This window comes from Dysgonomonadaceae bacterium zrk40 (genome assembly GCA_016916535.1).
Lineage (GTDB): Bacteria > Bacteroidota > Bacteroidia > Bacteroidales > Dysgonomonadaceae > Proteiniphilum.
On record CP070276.1, the window covers coordinates 938,854 to 956,155 of the forward strand.

Consider the following 17,302-nt stretch of genomic DNA (forward strand, 5'->3'; position numbering starts at 1 on the left):
CTGCAATTGGGATTACAAGTATGACACAAGGGGTGGTTGCCTCTCAGCAACCCGGACAAATCAAAGTCGGTAGATACAGATCAGGGTGAGCAAGTTGGTGGTGAGCCTGCCCAAACCGGCAGGTGGGTAGAGTTGCAGCAGAGGTTGGGGTTCGTCGGGAAGAACCTGATGGAGGAGCGACCGGATCACTGCCCAGAGGGGAACGGTGACGGGTGTCTGGCTGCGATGGTTCTGCTGATCAACCTCGTGACTGAAATCATCCGTGGAGAGTTCCAGCGACTGGAAGTCACAGCAATCGGCATGATAGGTAGAAAAAGCAGGAGAGTTTTCCGGTGTAGCCGTCTCCGGAATGTCACAGCAGGTCAAAGGTGCAACCTCTTCAACCAGGGAGACAGAGAAGAGGTTACCTCCGCAGAGATGCAGCGAGAGCACCGGCTGGATGCCGGTCAGCAGCATGATCATTGTCAGCAGTATGGCGACTCCTTTTCTCATTTTTTATGCACTGAATCTTCGGTGAAAGAACAAATATAACAAATTCAAAACAAATTCTTCCCATAATTGTTTCAAAAAACGGCTTTAATAAATCAAAAGGGTAGGCAATTCATAGTATCTCGAATGAAACATAACACCTCAATCCGCAGGAAAAATGAAATATAAAAAGTAGAATGCAGCTACTATTTGGGATCAACGGTATGCGGGCAATGAATATATCTGTGGCATGGAGTTCAATCTCTCCTTATTCACTCACGAAGAGCCGCTTGCTGGAGAAAAGAGGATCGCAGGTAAAATTAATTTTCAATTTCCGGAGACCTGCTTCATCCCCGGGTGTGGGGATGTGAGAGGAGTGCATCTCACAGTTGTTCAACTCGGTGAGCTTGTGCAGGGCCATTTGAGCTGCAGGGTTTGATATCGCACTGATGGAGAGGGCAATCAACGTCTCTTCCACATCCAGGCTGACATTTTTACCGTTCAGGATATTCTTCTTCAGATGCGTGACCGAGTCAATGATGTTCTCCGGAAGGAGGATCATACTGTCGGGCAACCCGGCCAGATGTTTGGTCGCATTGAGAATCATGCTGGAGGAGGCGTGCAGCAAAGTGGAGTTCTTACCTGTGACAATGGTACCGTCATGCAATTCAATGGCAGCACCGCAATAGATGCCGCCATACCCCTTCTCGTTGAGTTCGGCATCTTTCGCTGCCCGGCGGGCGGGCTCAACCACCAGACGGTCTTCATCTTTGGCCCCTACTTTGTCCATGATCTCGGTGTTGCGGTTCACCGTATCTTTCCCAGCTCTTCCCGTGGCATATTCCACGAAACTTCTCAGGTGTCGGCGAATAATCTCCTGATAGGCAGCATCCTGACATATCTTGTCGTCGATGATCCCTGAACTGATACGGTTCACACCCATATCGGTGGGAGACAAGTAGACCGATGTTGACCCGGTGATCTTTTCCAGCATCTTTTTCAACAACCCAAACGCCTCTATGTCTCGGTTGTAGTTCACAACTTTCACGCCATAGGCTTTCAGGTGATGCGTATCAATCATGTTCACATCCCTCAGATCGGCTGTTGCCGCTTCGTAGGCAACGTTCACCAAATGATCGGCCGGCAGATCCCATACAGGAAAAGTTTCAAATTTGGCGTACCCGGCTTTCAGTCCCTTTTTGATGTCGTGGTATAAATTGCCCAGTGCGGTAGCCAGCTTGCCACTTCCCGGACCGGGTCCGGTCAGTACGACAATCGGCTTCGTGGTTTCGATGTATTCGTTGGCACCATATCCCTCGTCGCTGACAATCAGCTCCACATTCTTGGGATACCCTTTGGTGGGGTGGTGCAGGTAAACCCTGATTCCTTTCAGTTCAAGCTTGTTCTTGAATACAGTAGCAGCAGGCTGACCCTCAAAACGGGTGATCACCACCGCGGCCACATGAATCCCGTACCATTTCAGGTCATCAATGCTTTTCAGTACATCCACATCGTAGGTGATTCCAAAATCGGCCCTGATCTTGTTTCTTTCGATGTCTCCGGCAAAAACGCACATGATGACATCTACCTGATCCTTGAGGTTCTGCAACAAACGAATCTTCACGTTCGGGGCAAAGCCCGGCAGCACACGCGACGCATGGTAATCGTACAGGATTTTACCTCCAAATTCAAGGTATAATTTATCGCTAAACTGATTGACTCTTTCCAGGATAGCTTTGCTCTGTTCCTGTAGGTATTTCTCGTTGTCAAAACCTATACGACTTGTTTGTTCCATCTTCCCGAATCTTCCATTCCTAAATTCGGAATCAAAATTACCAAAATTGCGGGGGGATTGAAAGCATTTCGTTGGCTTTTTCGAAATAATCTTTCAACCTGCTCCGGATGCAGTAACTTGAGGCGTCATTTCTGCCCGATCCCGTGGTAGGCGAAACCAAGAGAAGTCAGTTCCGGGCCATTGTAGATGTTGCGGCCGTCTATCACCACGTGGCACCGCATGATCTTCTTCAAAACGTCCCAGTTTGGCAGGCGGAATTCTTTCCACTCGGTGGGTACGATCAATGCATCTGCATCGAGCGCCGCATCGTAGATGTCATTGGCGTAGTAGACAGCATCACCCAGTAGGTGGCGAGCCTCTTCAATTGCTGCCGGATCGTAGGTGCGGATAGTGACACCGGCATCAAGCAGGCTGCGGATCAGTGTGAGTGAGGGAGCATCACGTACGTCATCGGTCTCCGGCTTAAAGGAGAGCCCCCAGACGGCAACCGTCAGCCCCTTCAGCTCTCCGTTAAAATGTTTTGCAAACTTCTCAAAGAGGATGTTTTTCTGTTGGTTGTTCACCTCCTCCACCGCCTTGAGCAGTTTCATCTCATAACCTACCCCCTCGGCCACGCTGATTAGGGCGCGTATATCCTTAGGGAAACAGCTGCCGCCGTAACCGCACCCGGGGTAGAGAAAGCTGCGTCCGATGCGGGAGTCACTACCCATGCCCCGTCGCACCATGTTCACGTCGGCTCCCACCCGCTCGCAGAGGTTGGCAATGTCGTTCATGAAGCTGATACGCGTGGCCAGCATCGCGTTGGAGGCATATTTGGTCATCTCTGAGGAGAGGATGTCCATGAAGATTACCCGGAAGTTGTTGAGCAGGAAGGGGCGGTATAGCTTCGTCATCAGCTCTTTGGCCCGTTCGCTCTCCACGCCCACCACCACACGGTCGGGGCTCATGAAGTCATTGATGGCGGCACCCTCTTTCAGGAACTCAGGATTGGAGGCTACATCGAAAAACAGGTCCTGCAGTCCCCTGTTGTCGAGTCGCTGCCGCACCAGGTCACGGATGCGGTGTGAGGTACCCACCGGCACGGTGCTTTTGGTGACAATCAGCAAAGGTTTGGTAATGTGATCTGCTATGGTCTCAGCAACCTTCATCACATAGGAGAGATCGGCGTTGCCCCCCTCGTCGGAAGGTGTTCCCACAGCGATAAAAACGATTGACATTTGGTTGATCACCGATGAAAGATCAGTGGTGAAGTGAAGTCGCTCCGCCTCGCGGTTCCGTTCTACAATCCTGTTGAGTCCGGGCTCATAGATGGGAATCACGCCCTGATTCAATCCTTCTATCTTTTTCCGGTCGATGTCAACGCAGGTTACATCCACACCCATCTCCGCAAAGCAGGCACCTGAGACCAGTCCCACGTACCCCGTTCCAACTACAGCAATTTTCATATTATGTTTCTCTTTTCTTTGTATGCATTCACAAGGTTAGAATTACCTGCTTACAACTGATAAGTGACAGCCGACAGCTGTTTCCTCAGGTTATTCACCGGGTAGAGCACCGTGAGGATTCCGATCAGGCTCACCACACCAAAGACCACCAGCAGGTCAACAAAATTCACGATCACAGGATAGGCATCGATGATGTAGGCGCCCGGCACATTGCTCAGGCGCAACAGGCCAAAGTGCTGCTGGAGGAGGCAGAGCGCGAGTCCCGCCACCATTCCGCTGATGATGCCGATAAAGGTGATGAGCCAACCTTCGTAAAGGAAGATACGGGCCACGAGGCGATTGGAAGCACCCATATGCTGCAGGCTGCGGATGTCGGCTCGCTTTTCAACGATCAGCATGGAGAGAGACCCCACGACATTGAAAACGGCAATCAGCAGAATAAAAACCAGAATCAGGAAGGTGACCCATTTCTCGATCTGAAGCATCCGGAACGACTCACGTTGTTGCTCATAGCGATCCTCCACCAGAAAATCATCACCCAGGAATCGTTCAATTTGCTTTTTTGTTTTCTTCACCGACGCATCGGCAGTAAGCATGATATCGAGGGAGGTGACCTCATCCTCATAGCTGAAGAGCTCACGCGCCAGAGAGATGGGGATGATGGCCATCTGCTCATCCACTTCCGGCTGGTTAAGGGTGAAAACACCCCCAATCTGTGCATATCCAATCCTGAATGCGGCTGATGGGTTGGCCAGATTGACCCGTGCATCACGTCGCGGAGCATAGATCTCCACAGGGTTGATGAAGCCGGGGCGGGCACCTAGCGTGGCGGCTAATCCCGCGCCAAGCGTTGTGTAGTTGACCACATCTTCCTGCAGGCGAAAGGCACCATCCACCATAAGCCGTTCCATGTCGGTCATCAGACGAAACTCCTCGGGCACTCCTTTCACCCGTACCGGTACCTGCTGATCCTCGAACTTGAACAATGCATTTTCTTCAAGCGACTCGGAAACGGTCATTATCGTCGGGAGCTGTAACAACTTGTCAAATGCAGGAGTGTTGTAACTGAATACTTTCCCTTCCCTTGCCGTAATCTTGAGATGGGGGTCAAAGGCACTGAAGAGTCCCTCCACGATACCCCCGAAACCATTAAAGACAGAAAGCACCGTCACCATGGCCATGGTGGCAATGGCAATGCCGCAAACAGAGATGGCGGAGATCACATTGATGGCATTGTGTGATTTCCGGGCAAAAAGATACCGGCGCGCTATGAATAGGGATAGATTCAATCTGCCTGGTTAATCGTTTTTAAGCAATCGGTCAATGTTCTCGATATAGTCGAGCGAGTCGTCCAGGTGAAAGGTGAGTTCGGGTATCACCCGCAGCTGCTTACCCACCCGCTTTCCCAGGTCGTAACGCAATGACTTCACGTTGTCGTTGATATTGGTGATCAGCGTCTCTGCATTTTCTGAGGGGAAGATGCTGAGATAGGCGTGTGCAATACCCAGGTCGGGGGAGACCCTCACGTTGGTCACCGAGATGAAGACGCCATGCATCTTCTTTGTTTCCAGCAGGAAGATCTCGCTCAGTTCTTTCTGGATCAACCGGTTTATTTTCTGTTGTCTGTTCGATTCCATCATGTTTTATTTTTTCCTGATCAGCGTCAATCCGTCGCGGAGAGGTATGATCACCTTCTCTACACGGCTGTCGGCTGCCAGTCGTTCGTTAAACTCCTGTATCCCCAGTGTCTGCCTGTCGGCTGATCCTGCTGTTTCAAGCACCTTGCCATGCCAGAGGGTATTGTCAGCCAGGAGAAACCCACCCTTTTTGACCTTCGGCAGTGTTGCCTCATAGACCGACCAATAGTTCCGCTTGTCTCCATCGATGAAGGCCAGATCGAAGGAATCATCTTCAAACTGCGGCAGCAGCTCTTCCGCATCTCCAATGTGAAGTGTAATGCGCTCCCCATGTTTTGAGCGCTTGAAATTGCGACGAATCATCTCCTCCAGCTCATCATCGATCTCGATGGTATGCAACTCGGCTCCCTCCTCCAGTCCCTCGGCGATGCAGAGTGCCGAATAGCCGGTATAGGTGCCAATCTCAAGCACACGGGAGGGACCTATCATCTGCACCAGCATTTTCAACACCCTACCCTGGAGATGTCCCGAAACCATATAACCGTGCAGCAGCTTCAGATGTGTTTCACGGTGAATCTCCCGCAACAGTTCAGGCTCCTCATCGATGTGACGAAGCAGATACGCATCCATGGGATCGGTATTGATCATATGCCCTGCAAAGAACTTGCTATGGATTACTCGGTGTAATCCGGCAGGTTATACTTCTCCTTCGCTTCCATGATGCGCCATGCCTCGATGATCTCCAGGTAGGTTGTTCCTCCCACTTCACCAAAGCTACCGCCCAGGTAGGCCACACGATCTTTGCGTTCAATCAGTCCCCTCTCCAGCAAGCGCTTGATGGCAGCCACAAAGTATGCTCTACGGCTCTCCTTGGTGTTGCCATCACCCTTACCCTGTTGATACTCTGCCCATACACCATATGAAAGCGCCAGCTCCCGAGCGAGTCGCTCAGAGGTGGCAATGGCATATACAGTGCTCTTGCCGCGGAAGGCTGCCAGCACGCGTGCCGTACGTCCGGTATGACTGTCGGTCACGATTGCCTTTACGTTCATCCGCATAGTAGCTTTAACCGCCTGTTTGGCTAAGAACTCAGTCACCTCACGGTCATCATATTGCACGTATGGCACCCTGATGTCGTTCTCAGCCAGCTTGGTCTTCTCAGCTTCGTAAGCAGTTTTGGTCATGGTGCGCACCGCCTCAACAGGATACTTGCCATAAGCGGTCTCACCACTGAGCATCACAGCATCGGTACGGTAATAGATGGCGTTGGCGATATCGGTGATCTCCGCCCTTGTGGGACGAGGGTTGTGAATCATGGAGTGAAGCATCTGCGTGGCCACGATCACCGGCTTCTTGTGTTGTACTGCCTGTTTGATCAGCACCCGCTGAATGCCGGGGATCTTCTCCTGCGGCACTTCGATGCCCAGGTCGCCACGGGCAACCATGATGCCGAAGGCCACATCCAGGATCTCATCGGCATTGTCCACGCCCTCCTGGTTCTCAATCTTAGCGATGATCTTGATCGGACTCTTCAACTCGTCGAGGATCTCCTGTACCGCTATCACATCAGCTTTGCTGCGCACGAATGAGTGGGCAATGAAATCGACATCATGTTTGACTGACAATGCAATAAACTCACGATCTCGTTCTGTGATGGCCGGCAGACTGATGCGCACACCGGGGATGTTAACACTCTTGCGGCTCCCCACGGTGCCGTCGTTCTGGGCACTACAGAGCAGGTAACCGGGAGTGACGGCGATCACCTTCAGATCAATCTCACCATCATCAATCAGGATATCATCGCCCACCTTCATCTCTTCCGTGATGTTGGGATAGGAGATGCAGATGGTTTCGCGTGTGGAGATGCCGGCAGGATTGCCAACAATCTTCACCTGGTCGCCCGTCTTGAGATCAATGGGGTTTTCGGCAACGGTAGTCCGTATCTCAGGGCCCTTGGTGTCTACAAGAATAGCAATACGGTTTGATACCTCACGGGTGTTGTTGATGATTTTCAAAAAACCCTCTTCATCGAGGTGTGCTGAGTTAAGCCGCACCACATTCATTCCTGCCTCAAACAGTTCACGGAGAAAAGGCACGTCGCATCGCTTGTCGGAAATGGTAGCGATGATCTTAGTTTGTTTAAGCATATATTTCTTTTGGATTGTTCAATTTATGTAACGTTTGGATTTACTTTTTGTTTGCTTCCAGTAACGCTTCCAAAGCCAGTCGATAGGAGTCGAGGCCAAACCCGGCTATCACACCGCGGCAGACGGCCGACAGCAGGGAGTGGTGACGGAACTCTTCCCTGGCATGTACGTTGGAGATATGCACCTCCACAACCGGTGCGGGCACGGCTTTGATCGCATCACGCATGGCCACAGAGGTGTGGGTGTAGCCCCCGGCATTGAGGATGATGCCATCGCTTCCATAACCTGCCTCCTGGATCTTGTTGATCAACTCCCCTTCCACATTCGACTGGTAAACAGTGAGAGTGACAGCAGGGTAAGCAGCCTGCAATCTGTCCAGGTAGTGATCAAAAGATTGGCTGCCATAGGTCTCCGGTTCACGGAGACCCAGCAGGTTCAGGTTGGGACCGTTGATGATTTGAATCTTCATAAAAGTAATTTTGAGTACCGGATTTCCGATATCGGTCTAGGGCATTCACATCCCAAAACAGCGATATCAGAGTCCTTCTTTTCACTGCAAAGATACAACTATTTCCCGGTGAAAGAATCATTTCTGTCATTCAGTATTTCATCTTCAAAACCATCACGTTGATGCAAAAAAAACCGGTGGTGTCACATCAAAGCAACACCACCGGAATCAAAGTGTATGATCGTTATTATCAGTTTTATTCCTCAACAGTCCCTACCGCTTCTCCGGCCGGCTCACCATAGTGCGCCGCAGCCATCCGCTGGTAGGAGCGATAACGCCATTGCGCGTTATCACGGGCTGCATCGAACAGCTCGTCGGCCTGACGGGGGAAAGACTTGATCAGCTGCGTGTAACGCACCTCTCCCATCAGGAAGTCGCGGAACTTGCTCCAGTCCGGTTCCTTGCTGTCGAGTTGGAACGGGTTCTTCCCTTCATCTTCCAGGCGCGGATCATAGCGCCAGAGGTGCCAGTAACCGCATTCTACCGCTGCTTTCTCTTCCGACTGTGCAGTACCCATACCCTTTTTCAGTCCATGGCTGATACAGGGCGAGTAGGCGATGATGATGGAGGGACCGTGATAGGACTCCGCCTCTTTCAAGGCCTTGAGGTAGTGCGACTGGTTGGCACCCATTGCTACCTGTGCAACGTAAACGTAGCCATAGGTGGCGGCGATCATGCCTAGATCCTTCTTGCGGATCCGCTTGCCCGCTGCCGCGAACTTGGCTACCGCAGCCGTTGGTGTGGACTTGGAAGACTGACCTCCGGTGTTGGAGTAGACTTCTGTGTCGAGCACCAGGATGTTGATATCCTGACCGCTGGCCAGCACATGGTCGAGACCGCCGAAGCCGATGTCATAGGCCCAGCCGTCACCACCAAACACCCAGATCGATTTCTTGGTGAGGTACTTTTCCATCGAGAGGATCTCCTGTGCCACGGGATGATTGACTCCTGTGAGGGCAGCCACCAGCTGTGCAGAAGCTTCTTTCGATCCCTCTGCATCAGCTTTCTTCTCCAGCCATTGGGTAAAGAGATCTTTCTGTTCTGCGGTGAAGTCATCGGATGCAAGACCTTTCTGCATCAGCTCGCTGAGGTGGTTGCGCATGCTGTTGTGTGCAATAACGAAACCATAACCGAACTCGGCATTGTCCTCAAAGAGCGAGTTGGCCCATGAGGGACCCTTGCCCTCCTCGTTCGTGGTGTAGGGGGTAGCCGGTGCGGAAGCTCCATAGATGGAGGAACATCCGGTGGCGTTGGCAATCATCATCCGGTCGCCATAGAGCTGTGTGATCAGCTTGATGTAGGGCGTTTCTCCACAACCGGAACAGGCTCCGGAGAACTCAAAGAGCGGTTTGGCGAACTGTGTATTCTTCACGTTCAGCGTCACATCGACCAGGTGCGCCTTGCTGGAGACATTCTTCACCATGTAATCCCAGTTCTGCTGGTTGTCATACTGCGTACCGATCGGCACCATCTCAAGTGCCTTCTCGCCCTTCTTGCCGGGACACACATCAACGCAGTTGCCGCAACCGAGACAGTCGAGCACGTCGACCTGAATGCGGAAAGCCATTCCGGACAGTTGCTTACCCTGTGCCTTTAGCAACTCAACGCCTTCACCCAGACCCTGCTGTTCCGATTCATCGAGTACAAACGGACGAATTGTGGCGTGGGGGCACACATAGGCACATTGGTTACACTGAATACAAGTATCAGGATTCCATACAGGTACGCTGGCAGCTACACCACGCTTCTCGAATGCTGTAGTCCCCTGCTCCCAAGTTCCGTCCTCACGTCCAGTGAAAGCAGACACCGGAAGGTCATACCCGCGCTGAGCGTTCACGGGACGTACCACCTGATGGATAAAGGCAGGAGCATCATCGGTTGTTGTCTCAACAACACCCAGCGTTGCCCATTCTGGCAGCACCTCTACCTCTTCCACGTCACCACCGCGATCAACGGCAGCAAAGTTCATCTTCACCACCTCTTCACCCTTCTTTCCGTAGGACTTCACAATGAATTTCTTCATCTGCTCCACCGCCTGGTCGTAGGGGATCACGTTCGAGATCTTGAAGAATGCCGATTGCAGGATGGTGTTGGTACGGTTGCCCAGGCCAATTTCATCAGCTATTACCGTCGCATTGATGATATAGAAGCGAATGTTGTTCAACGCGAAGTAGCGCTTCACATTGTCGGGCAGGTGGTTGGCCACCTCTTCTTTGGGCCATACTGAGTTCAGCAGGAAAGTACCGTTCTTCTTCAATCCCTTGGTCACATCATAAAGATGCAGATAGGCCGGCACATGGCATGCCACGAAATTGGGAGTGTTCACCAGATAGGTGGAACGGATGGCATTGTCGCCAAAACGTAGGTGTGAACAGGTGAAACCGCCCGACTTCTTGGAGTCGTAGGCAAAGTATGCCTGCACATATTTGTCGGTGTTGTCACCAATGATCTTGATCGAATTCTTGTTGGCACCAACGGTACCATCAGAACCCAACCCGTAAAACTTGGCCTCATAGGTGGTCTCATCCATCGCAACCTCCTCCTTCATGGGGAGCGACTTGAAAGTGACATCGTCCACGATGCCGATGGTGAAATCATTCTTCGGCAGGTTCATCGAGAGATTCTCGAATACCGAGAGGATCTGTGAGGGAGTAGTATCTTTCGATGAAAGACCGTAGATACCGCCCACCACCTCCGGTGCATTCTCCTTGCCAAAGTAGCAGTCCTTCACATCCAGGTATAGCGGCTGACCGGTAGCTCCCGGCTCCTTGGTGCGGTCGAGCACCGCAATCCTTTTCGCAGTGGCTGGTACTGCCGAGAGGAAGGCGGATGCCTTGAAGGGGCGGTAAAGGTGTACAGCTACCACACCCACCTTCTCACCCTTGGCGGTGAGATGATCCACAACCTCACGGATGGTTTCCGTAACAGAGCCCATGGCGATCACCACCCGTTCCGCTTCCGGATCACCGTAGTAGTCGAACAATCCATACTTGCGGCCTGTGACGGCTGCCAACTTATCCAGATACTTCTCCACCACGTCCGGCACATTGGCATAGAATGGGTTGGAGGCTTCGCGTGCCTGGAAATAAATATCGTCGTTCTGTGCTGTTCCGCGTGTCACGGGTGCATCGGGCGAGAGGGCCCTGTCGCGGAATCCTTTGAGTGCTTCCTGATTGATCAGCGGTGCCAGGTCGTCGTTCGTCAATGCTTCAATCTTCTGGATCTCGTGTGAAGTGCGGAATCCGTCGAAGAAATGAAGGAAGGGGATACGACTCTCAATTGCTGCCAGGTGTGCTACCGCCGACATGTCCATCACCTCCTGCACCGAACCGGTAGCAAAGAGGGCGAAGCCGGTGGGGCGTGCAGCCATCACATCCTGATGATCACCGAAGATGGAAAGGGCATGCGATGCCAATGCTCGTGCCGACACATGAAAGACACCCGGAAGCAACTCCCCTGCCATCTTATACATGTTGGGCAGCATCAGCAGCAGTCCCTGTGAGGCGGTAAAGGTGGAGGTGAGGGCGCCGGCCTGCAACGATCCGTGCATGGCCCCGGCAGCTCCCGCTTCCGATTGCATTTCCTGCACCAGGACTGGCTGCCCGAAGATGTTTTTCCTCCCGGCAGCTGCCCACTCATCCACATACTCCGCCATGGTGGAGGAGGGTGTGATCGGGTAGATTGCAGCCACCTCGCTGAACATGTAGGCGATGTGTGCAGCAGCCTGATTCCCGTCGCAGGTCAAATAATTTTTCTGTTTTGCCATAATGATATGTTTACTAAAAATGTTAAATTTTAGTTAATAATGTGCTAATTTATTGGGCTTCGGACTACGAAATTACGATAAAAAAGCGGAAACAACAAAAGATGCTCGCTTTTTGTTCACTCTCGTCACCCCATTCCTCAGGAGAAAATTTAAAATATATTAATTTTTAATCTTTACCGGCATGTGAATGTTATAATAACGTATCATTGCATCTCATGCCTCTTCAATTGTCAGGGCATACTGACCTTTTATCAACCACAGGGGATTCAGACCACATCATCATGTTTGATCCTTTGAAATAAATCGATGCTGAGGGGCAAACAATACAGATGATACTGATGCGACATTCACAATTGAAACAAATACAACAAAGACCATATGAAGATTGTAATCATTGCCAACAGGCTACCGGTAAAAATTGAACGTTCAGAAGAGGGATTCACCATTGAACGCAGTGAAGGAGGACTGGCTACCGGTCTCGGATCACTGGAGACCAAAGCTGAGAAGTATTGGGTTGGCTGGCCCGGCATCCACACCGACGATGAAACGGAGAGACAAGAGATCACCGAAAAGCTTCACGAGCTCAACTTCCATCCGGTTTTCCTGAGTGACGAACAGATCAGCAACTACTACGAGGGGTACAGCAACAGCACCATCTGGCCCCTCTGCCACTATTTCTTCTCTTATATTGAATACAAGGCGGAGTACTGGGCAGCATACCGCGAGGTGAACGCCCTCTTCAGCCGGGAGTCGCTCCCTTTCATCGAGAACGATGACATCGTGTGGGTACAGGACTACCAGCTGATGCTGCTGCCGAAGATGATACGCGACCGGAAACCGGCTACCAGCATCGGTTACTTCCACCACATACCCTTCCCCTCCTATGAGCTCTTCAGGGTACTCCCCGAACGGGAGGAGGTGCTGGAAGGATTGTTGGGAGCCGACTTGATCGGCTTTCACACGCACGACTACATGCGTCACTTCATCAGTGCCATCTACCGCGTGCTCAACCTGAACTGCAACCTCGACGAGATCACCCTCAAGGAGCGGATTGTACATGTGGATGCCTTCCCCATGGGAATCAACTATGAGCAGTACCACGAGGCACCCGCATTGCCTGCGGTACGCGAGAAATCGGCCATGCTCAGGGAAAAGCTGTCAGACAAGCAGGTGATCCTTTCGGTGGACCGCCTCGACTACAGCAAGGGGATCCTGCACCGGCTCGACGGGTACGCCCAGTTCCTGGAAAACAACCCTGAATACCACGAGCAGGTGTCACTGGCCATGATCGTGGTTCCCTCACGCGACAACGTGGAGATGTATGCTGAGCTGAAAGCGAAGATAGACCAGGCCATCGGCGAGATCAACGGCAGGTATGCCAGACTGGGCTGGAGCCCCATCTTCTACTTCTATCGCAGCTTCTCGTTCGAGGAGTTGATTGCCATGTATGACATCGCTGACATCGCACTGGTAACACCATTGCGTGACGGGATGAACCTGGTAGCCAAAGAGTACCTCGCCGCCAAGCGGGATCAACCGGGTGTACTCATCCTCAGCGAAATGGCTGGCGCATCCATCGAATTGCAGGATGCACTGATCATCAACCCCAACGACAAGGATGAGATCGAGAAGGCGATCCTGCAGGCGCTCACCATGCCGTTAGAGGAGAAAAGGGAACGAATGAGCCGGATGCAGAAACGGATCGCCTCCCGCACCGTGAAGCGCTGGGCAAACGATTTTGTGAAAGAGCTTCGAAGCATCAAGGAACAGAACAGGGAGATCCTGCAGAAGGTGGTGGGTAAGCGGCAGCTAACCCAAATAAAGAGCGCCTACGATGAGGCTTCTTCACGACTTATCCTACTCGACTATGATGGCACCCTCTCACCCTTCGTCAGGAAACCGGAAGATGCCATTCCCTCGGAACAGTTATTAGAACTGATCAGAAGAATGAGTGCTGACAAGCACAACAAGGTTGTGATCAACAGCGGTCGCAACCACCAGATCCTGGACAAGTGGTTCGCTGGGCTCCCTATCGACTTTGCCGCTGAACATGGTGTCTTTTACAAAGATGACGGAGTGTGGCACCGCAATATAATGGAGGAGATCGAGTGGGATGAAGAGATCCTCGACATCATTCATCACACAATCGATAAGACGCCCCGCTCGCACCTGGAGCAGAAGGATGCAGCCCTGGTATGGCATTACCGCAACGTGGATGTATGGCTGGCCGAGCTGCGTGCACAACAGTTGATCAATGCACTGATTGGCCCCTGTGCACGACTCAACCTGCAAATTGTGCCGGGCAACAAGATTGTAGAGATCAAACCACCCGATTACAACAAGGGAAGTGAAGTGATTCGTCGCCTGGAGAAGGACACTTACGACTTCGTGCTGGCGATTGGTGACGACACCACCGACGAGGATATGTTCCGCGCCCTGCCGACCGACGGTATCAGCATCAAGGTGGGCAGCTTCTCACCGGCGGCGAAGTATCGCATCCCCCTTCAATCCTCCGTGATACCGTTCCTCTCCAAACTGATACAACAATAAAGCAGCACAATCAAGATGGAAATTATCGATCAATTTATCTCACCGGAAAGCCCTCTCCGTTATCCTCTCATCGCGTTACTCTTCCTGACACTCTTTGGAATCCTGACACTGATCTACAGGCAGATCATTAAAATGTGGCGCAAACGGGTCCACAATAGCAAAAGCGTGCTGGACGACTTTATCGTGCGACTCTTCACCCTTCCGGGCATATGGCTTATCTTCGCCCTGCTGCTCAACCTTTTCAGCGGACTGCTCAGCGAAGAGGAGCAGGTCTACAACGTGCTGCGCAAGATAAGCCAGATCATGCTGATCCTCATCGTCGGCTGGATCCTGGTACAGGTGGTCAGGGCTCTCTTTCACCACTGGCAGAAGAAGTTCGACATCGAGAACCCCAACAACCTGGAAGCGCGCAAGCGCCTCACCCAGATGAACATGATTGAACGGATCATGGTGGTCACCATCGTCTTCCTCTTCATCGCCATTGCACTGATGACCATTGAGCAGGTGAGACAGCTCGGGATGAGCCTGCTGGCATCGGCCGGTGTGGCCGGTATCATCATCGGCTTCGCCGCCCAGCGCAGCTTCGGACAGATCTTCTCCGGCATCCAGATTGCCTTTACACAGCCCATCAGGTTGGATGACGTGGTGGTGATCGAGGGGGAGTGGGGTCGCGTGGAAGAGATACACATCACCTACGCTGTGGTGAGGATATGGGATGAGCGGAGGCTGATCGTACCAATCGATTACTTCCTCAACAACCCGATACAGAACTGGACGCGCAGCACTTCGCAGATACTGGGCAGCGCCATGCTCTATGTCTCATACGACTTGCCGGTGGAGCCGTTGCGCGAGGAGCTGGCCCGCATCGTGAAGGATGATCCCAACTGGGATGGCAGGGCACAGAACATACAGGTGACCGACAGCAGGGAATGGTTCAAGGAACTGCGGGTTCTGGTGAGCAGTGCCGACTCCTCACGCAACTGGGACCTGCGGGTGGCCGTGCGCGAGAAACTGATCGACTTTATCAACACCCACTACCCTGGCTCATTTGCAAAGATAACCGCCGGCACACCCTCATCTGCCGCTCCGGCAATCCGGCAGGCATCTGATCAGGGCCCATCCTAACACCCTGTTTAAGGGCGTATAAACTTGGAGAGCTCCTTCTCCTCGGAGAAGAGCACCGCGGTGTTGATCAGCGCCAGGTGCGAGTAGGCCTGCGGGAAGTTGCCCAACTGCCGCTTGGTACGGAAGTCGAGGTCCTCACTATAAAGCCCCACATGGTTCGAATAGGAGATCATCTTCTCGAAGATCTCCTTCGCCTCCTCCCGCTCGCCGATCATGAAGAGCGCCTCGACCAGCCAGAAGGTACAAATGGTGAAGGAGGAGGTGGGCACCCCAAAGTCATCCTCCGCCTTGTAGCGGTACATCAGTCCCTCATGGTAGAGGTTCTCCTTGATCGCCTTCACCGTCTTCACATAGCGCTCATCGTCCGGGGCGATAAAATCGTAAAACTGCATCAGCAACAGCGACGAATCGTAGTCCCTGTTGCCGTAAGCCTGCGTGAAGCATTGCAGCTCCTCGTTCCACCCATTCTCATGGACCTCCGCGCGAATCGATTCGGCTTCATCGCGCCACTTTCTGGCGTAGCTGTCCTTGTGCAGCAGCTCCGCGATCAGGGAAGCCCTGTCGAAAGCCACCCAGCTCATCACCTTGGAGAATACGAAATGCATCTCCCGGGTGCGGAACTCCCATATGCTGCGGTCCGGCTTGTGCCAGGCTGCCTTCACCGAGCGCACCATGTTCTTGATGATCTCCCAGATCTCCTCCACCTCGTCGAGTGTGCCGGGGAAGTAGAGGTAGTACTTGTAGATCACATCCATCAGGTAGCCGATGGAGTCGTTCTGTACCTGGTGGTAAGCAGCGTTGCCAATCCGCACCGGGCGTGAGTGCTCGTAACCGCTCAGGTGATCGAGTGTCTCTTCGGTGAGCGTTTGCTCGCCGCGGATGCCGTACATGATCTGTATCGGCTCATCGCGCGACGACTTGAGTATTTTCTTCACGAAGCCGATGAAGCGTTCCGCGGCGGTACGCTGTTTCATAAAGAGCAGCGTGTCGATCGACATGGAGGCATCGCGCAGCCAGCAGAAGCGGTAATCCCAGTTGCGGGTCTCACCGATGCTCTCCGGCAGGCTGGTGGTGGCTGCCGCCAGCATCGCCCCGGAGCTTTGGTAGGAGAGCAGCTTGAGCACCAGCAGGCTGCGCTTGATCATGTCGTTGTACTGATAATATTCTCGTGAACGATTTACGTAGTTGAGCCAGTAGACCTTTGTCCGCTCGTAGTCCAGCAGGATGCGGTTGATATCCACCGTCACCAGCTTCTGGTTGTAGGAGAGCAGGAAAAACTGGTGTCCCTCCAGTACAACCTCCTCGCGGTTGAGCACCTTCTCAAAGTCGAGGCTGGAGTAAAGGTAGACCTTGTCTTCAGAGTCCTCTTCCGAGTGTGTCTTGATGTATTGATCCCCTATCTCGTGCCGCACCTTCTCACGTGCGTAGTTGATCTGCGGGTCGTAGACCACGCGCACCGTCGGTTGTCCCTTGGTGACCCGTATATAGCGGTGTATCTCGGGCGGCATGTAATAGCGATTGGCCTCGGTCGTGTAACGCGGCATATAGTCGAAAACGATAAAGCCGTGATCAGGCGACTCGAAACGGGTCAGCAGGATATTGGTATGTCCGTTGTATCGTTGCGTGATCTGGTAATCCGCCGACACCTCAAAGTGAAAGCTGCCACCTTTCTCCCTGTCGAGCAGAGCTGCAAAGATGGAGGGTGAGTCGAAGTCGGGCAGGCAGAACCAGTCGATGCTCCCCGTTTTAGATACCAGTGCCGCTGTACGGCAGTTGCCGATGATTCCGTAGTCAAGATTTTGCATAGATAAGCTGTTTCACCCCTGCCGGCATTCGGGAAGAGCGGCAAAAGCCGGTTAAT

General features: G+C 52.6%; 12 protein-coding genes. 2 read left to right on the plus strand and 10 right to left on the minus strand.

Annotation, left to right across the window (positions count from 1 at the left end; all coding sequences use genetic code 11):
• Positions 1-60: 60 nt before the first annotated feature.
• The 9 genes from JS578_04135 to nifJ form a co-directional block, all read right to left on the minus strand.
• A complete protein-coding gene (locus JS578_04135) occupies positions 61-492 on the minus strand; it encodes a hypothetical protein (GenBank protein ID QRX64444.1) in 432 nt (143 codons plus the stop codon).
• 244 nt (positions 493-736) lie between these two features.
• A complete protein-coding gene (locus JS578_04140) occupies positions 737-2,263 on the minus strand; it encodes a DUF1846 domain-containing protein (GenBank protein ID QRX64445.1) in 1,527 nt (508 codons plus the stop codon).
• A gap of 125 nt (positions 2,264-2,388) precedes the next feature.
• On the minus strand, positions 2,389-3,708 hold the full coding sequence (locus tag JS578_04145; GenBank protein ID QRX64446.1) for a UDP-glucose/GDP-mannose dehydrogenase family protein: 1,320 nt from the start codon (positions 3,706-3,708) through the stop codon (positions 2,389-2,391).
• A gap of 50 nt (positions 3,709-3,758) precedes the next feature.
• Positions 3,759-4,997 (minus strand): FtsX-like permease family protein, encoded by a 1,239-nt coding sequence (locus tag JS578_04150; protein ID QRX64447.1) that lies wholly within the window; start codon positions 4,995-4,997, stop codon positions 3,759-3,761.
• A 9-nt stretch (positions 4,998-5,006) separates the two neighbouring features.
• On the minus strand, positions 5,007-5,345 hold the full coding sequence (gene rbfA / locus JS578_04155) for a 30S ribosome-binding factor RbfA (GenBank protein ID QRX64912.1): 339 nt from the start codon (positions 5,343-5,345) through the stop codon (positions 5,007-5,009).
• Between the two features lie 6 nt (positions 5,346-5,351).
• Entirely contained in the window at positions 5,352-5,993 is a 642-nt protein-coding gene (locus tag JS578_04160; GenBank protein ID QRX64448.1) for a class I SAM-dependent methyltransferase, read from the minus strand.
• 26 nt (positions 5,994-6,019) lie between these two features.
• Entirely contained in the window at positions 6,020-7,492 is a 1,473-nt protein-coding gene (gene pyk, locus JS578_04165) for a pyruvate kinase (GenBank protein QRX64449.1), read from the minus strand.
• 40 nt (positions 7,493-7,532) lie between these two features.
• Positions 7,533-7,961, minus strand: a complete 429-nt coding sequence (aroQ, locus tag JS578_04170) for a type II 3-dehydroquinate dehydratase (protein QRX64450.1) — start codon at positions 7,959-7,961, stop codon at positions 7,533-7,535.
• 235 nt (positions 7,962-8,196) lie between these two features.
• Positions 8,197-11,766 (minus strand): pyruvate:ferredoxin (flavodoxin) oxidoreductase, encoded by a 3,570-nt coding sequence (nifJ, locus tag JS578_04175; GenBank protein ID QRX64451.1) that lies wholly within the window; start codon positions 11,764-11,766, stop codon positions 8,197-8,199.
• A gap of 378 nt (positions 11,767-12,144) precedes the next feature.
• Here nifJ and JS578_04180 point away from each other — a divergent pair, with 378 nt between their 5' ends.
• Together JS578_04180 and JS578_04185 are read left to right on the plus strand one after the other, a co-directional pair.
• Positions 12,145-14,316 (plus strand): bifunctional alpha,alpha-trehalose-phosphate synthase (UDP-forming)/trehalose-phosphatase, encoded by a 2,172-nt coding sequence (locus tag JS578_04180; GenBank protein ID QRX64452.1) that lies wholly within the window; start codon positions 12,145-12,147, stop codon positions 14,314-14,316.
• 15 nt (positions 14,317-14,331) lie between these two features.
• Positions 14,332-15,441, plus strand: a complete 1,110-nt coding sequence (locus JS578_04185; protein QRX64453.1) for a mechanosensitive ion channel — start codon at positions 14,332-14,334, stop codon at positions 15,439-15,441.
• A gap of 8 nt (positions 15,442-15,449) precedes the next feature.
• Here JS578_04185 and JS578_04190 read toward each other — a convergent pair whose 3' ends face one another.
• Entirely contained in the window at positions 15,450-17,246 is a 1,797-nt protein-coding gene (locus JS578_04190) for a glycoside hydrolase family 15 protein (protein QRX64454.1), read from the minus strand.
• Positions 17,247-17,302 lie beyond the last annotated feature (56 nt).

Bases quoted from the DNA above. Each gene is read 5' to 3' on its own strand.
- JS578_04135 (QRX64444.1), bottom strand. From the start codon at position 492: ATGAGAAAAGGAGTCGCCATACTGCTGACAATGATCATGCTGCTGACC.
- JS578_04140 (QRX64445.1), bottom strand. From the start codon at position 2,263: ATGGAACAAACAAGTCGTATAGGTTTTGACAACGAGAAATACCTACAG.
- JS578_04145 (QRX64446.1), bottom strand. From the start codon at position 3,708: ATGAAAATTGCTGTAGTTGGAACGGGGTACGTGGGACTGGTCTCAGGT.
- rbfA (QRX64912.1), bottom strand. From the start codon at position 5,345: ATGGAATCGAACAGACAACAGAAAATAAACCGGTTGATCCAGAAAGAA.
- JS578_04160 (QRX64448.1), bottom strand. From the start codon at position 5,993: ATGATCAATACCGATCCCATGGATGCGTATCTGCTTCGTCACATCGAT.
- pyk (QRX64449.1), bottom strand. From the start codon at position 7,492: ATGCTTAAACAAACTAAGATCATCGCTACCATTTCCGACAAGCGATGC.
- aroQ (QRX64450.1), bottom strand. From the start codon at position 7,961: ATGAAGATTCAAATCATCAACGGTCCCAACCTGAACCTGCTGGGTCTC.
- nifJ (QRX64451.1), bottom strand. From the start codon at position 11,766: ATGGCAAAACAGAAAAATTATTTGACCTGCGACGGGAATCAGGCTGCT.
- JS578_04180 (QRX64452.1), top strand. From the start codon at position 12,145: ATGAAGATTGTAATCATTGCCAACAGGCTACCGGTAAAAATTGAACGT.
- JS578_04185 (QRX64453.1), top strand. From the start codon at position 14,332: ATGGAAATTATCGATCAATTTATCTCACCGGAAAGCCCTCTCCGTTAT.
- JS578_04190 (QRX64454.1), bottom strand. From the start codon at position 17,246: ATGCAAAATCTTGACTACGGAATCATCGGCAACTGCCGTACAGCGGCA.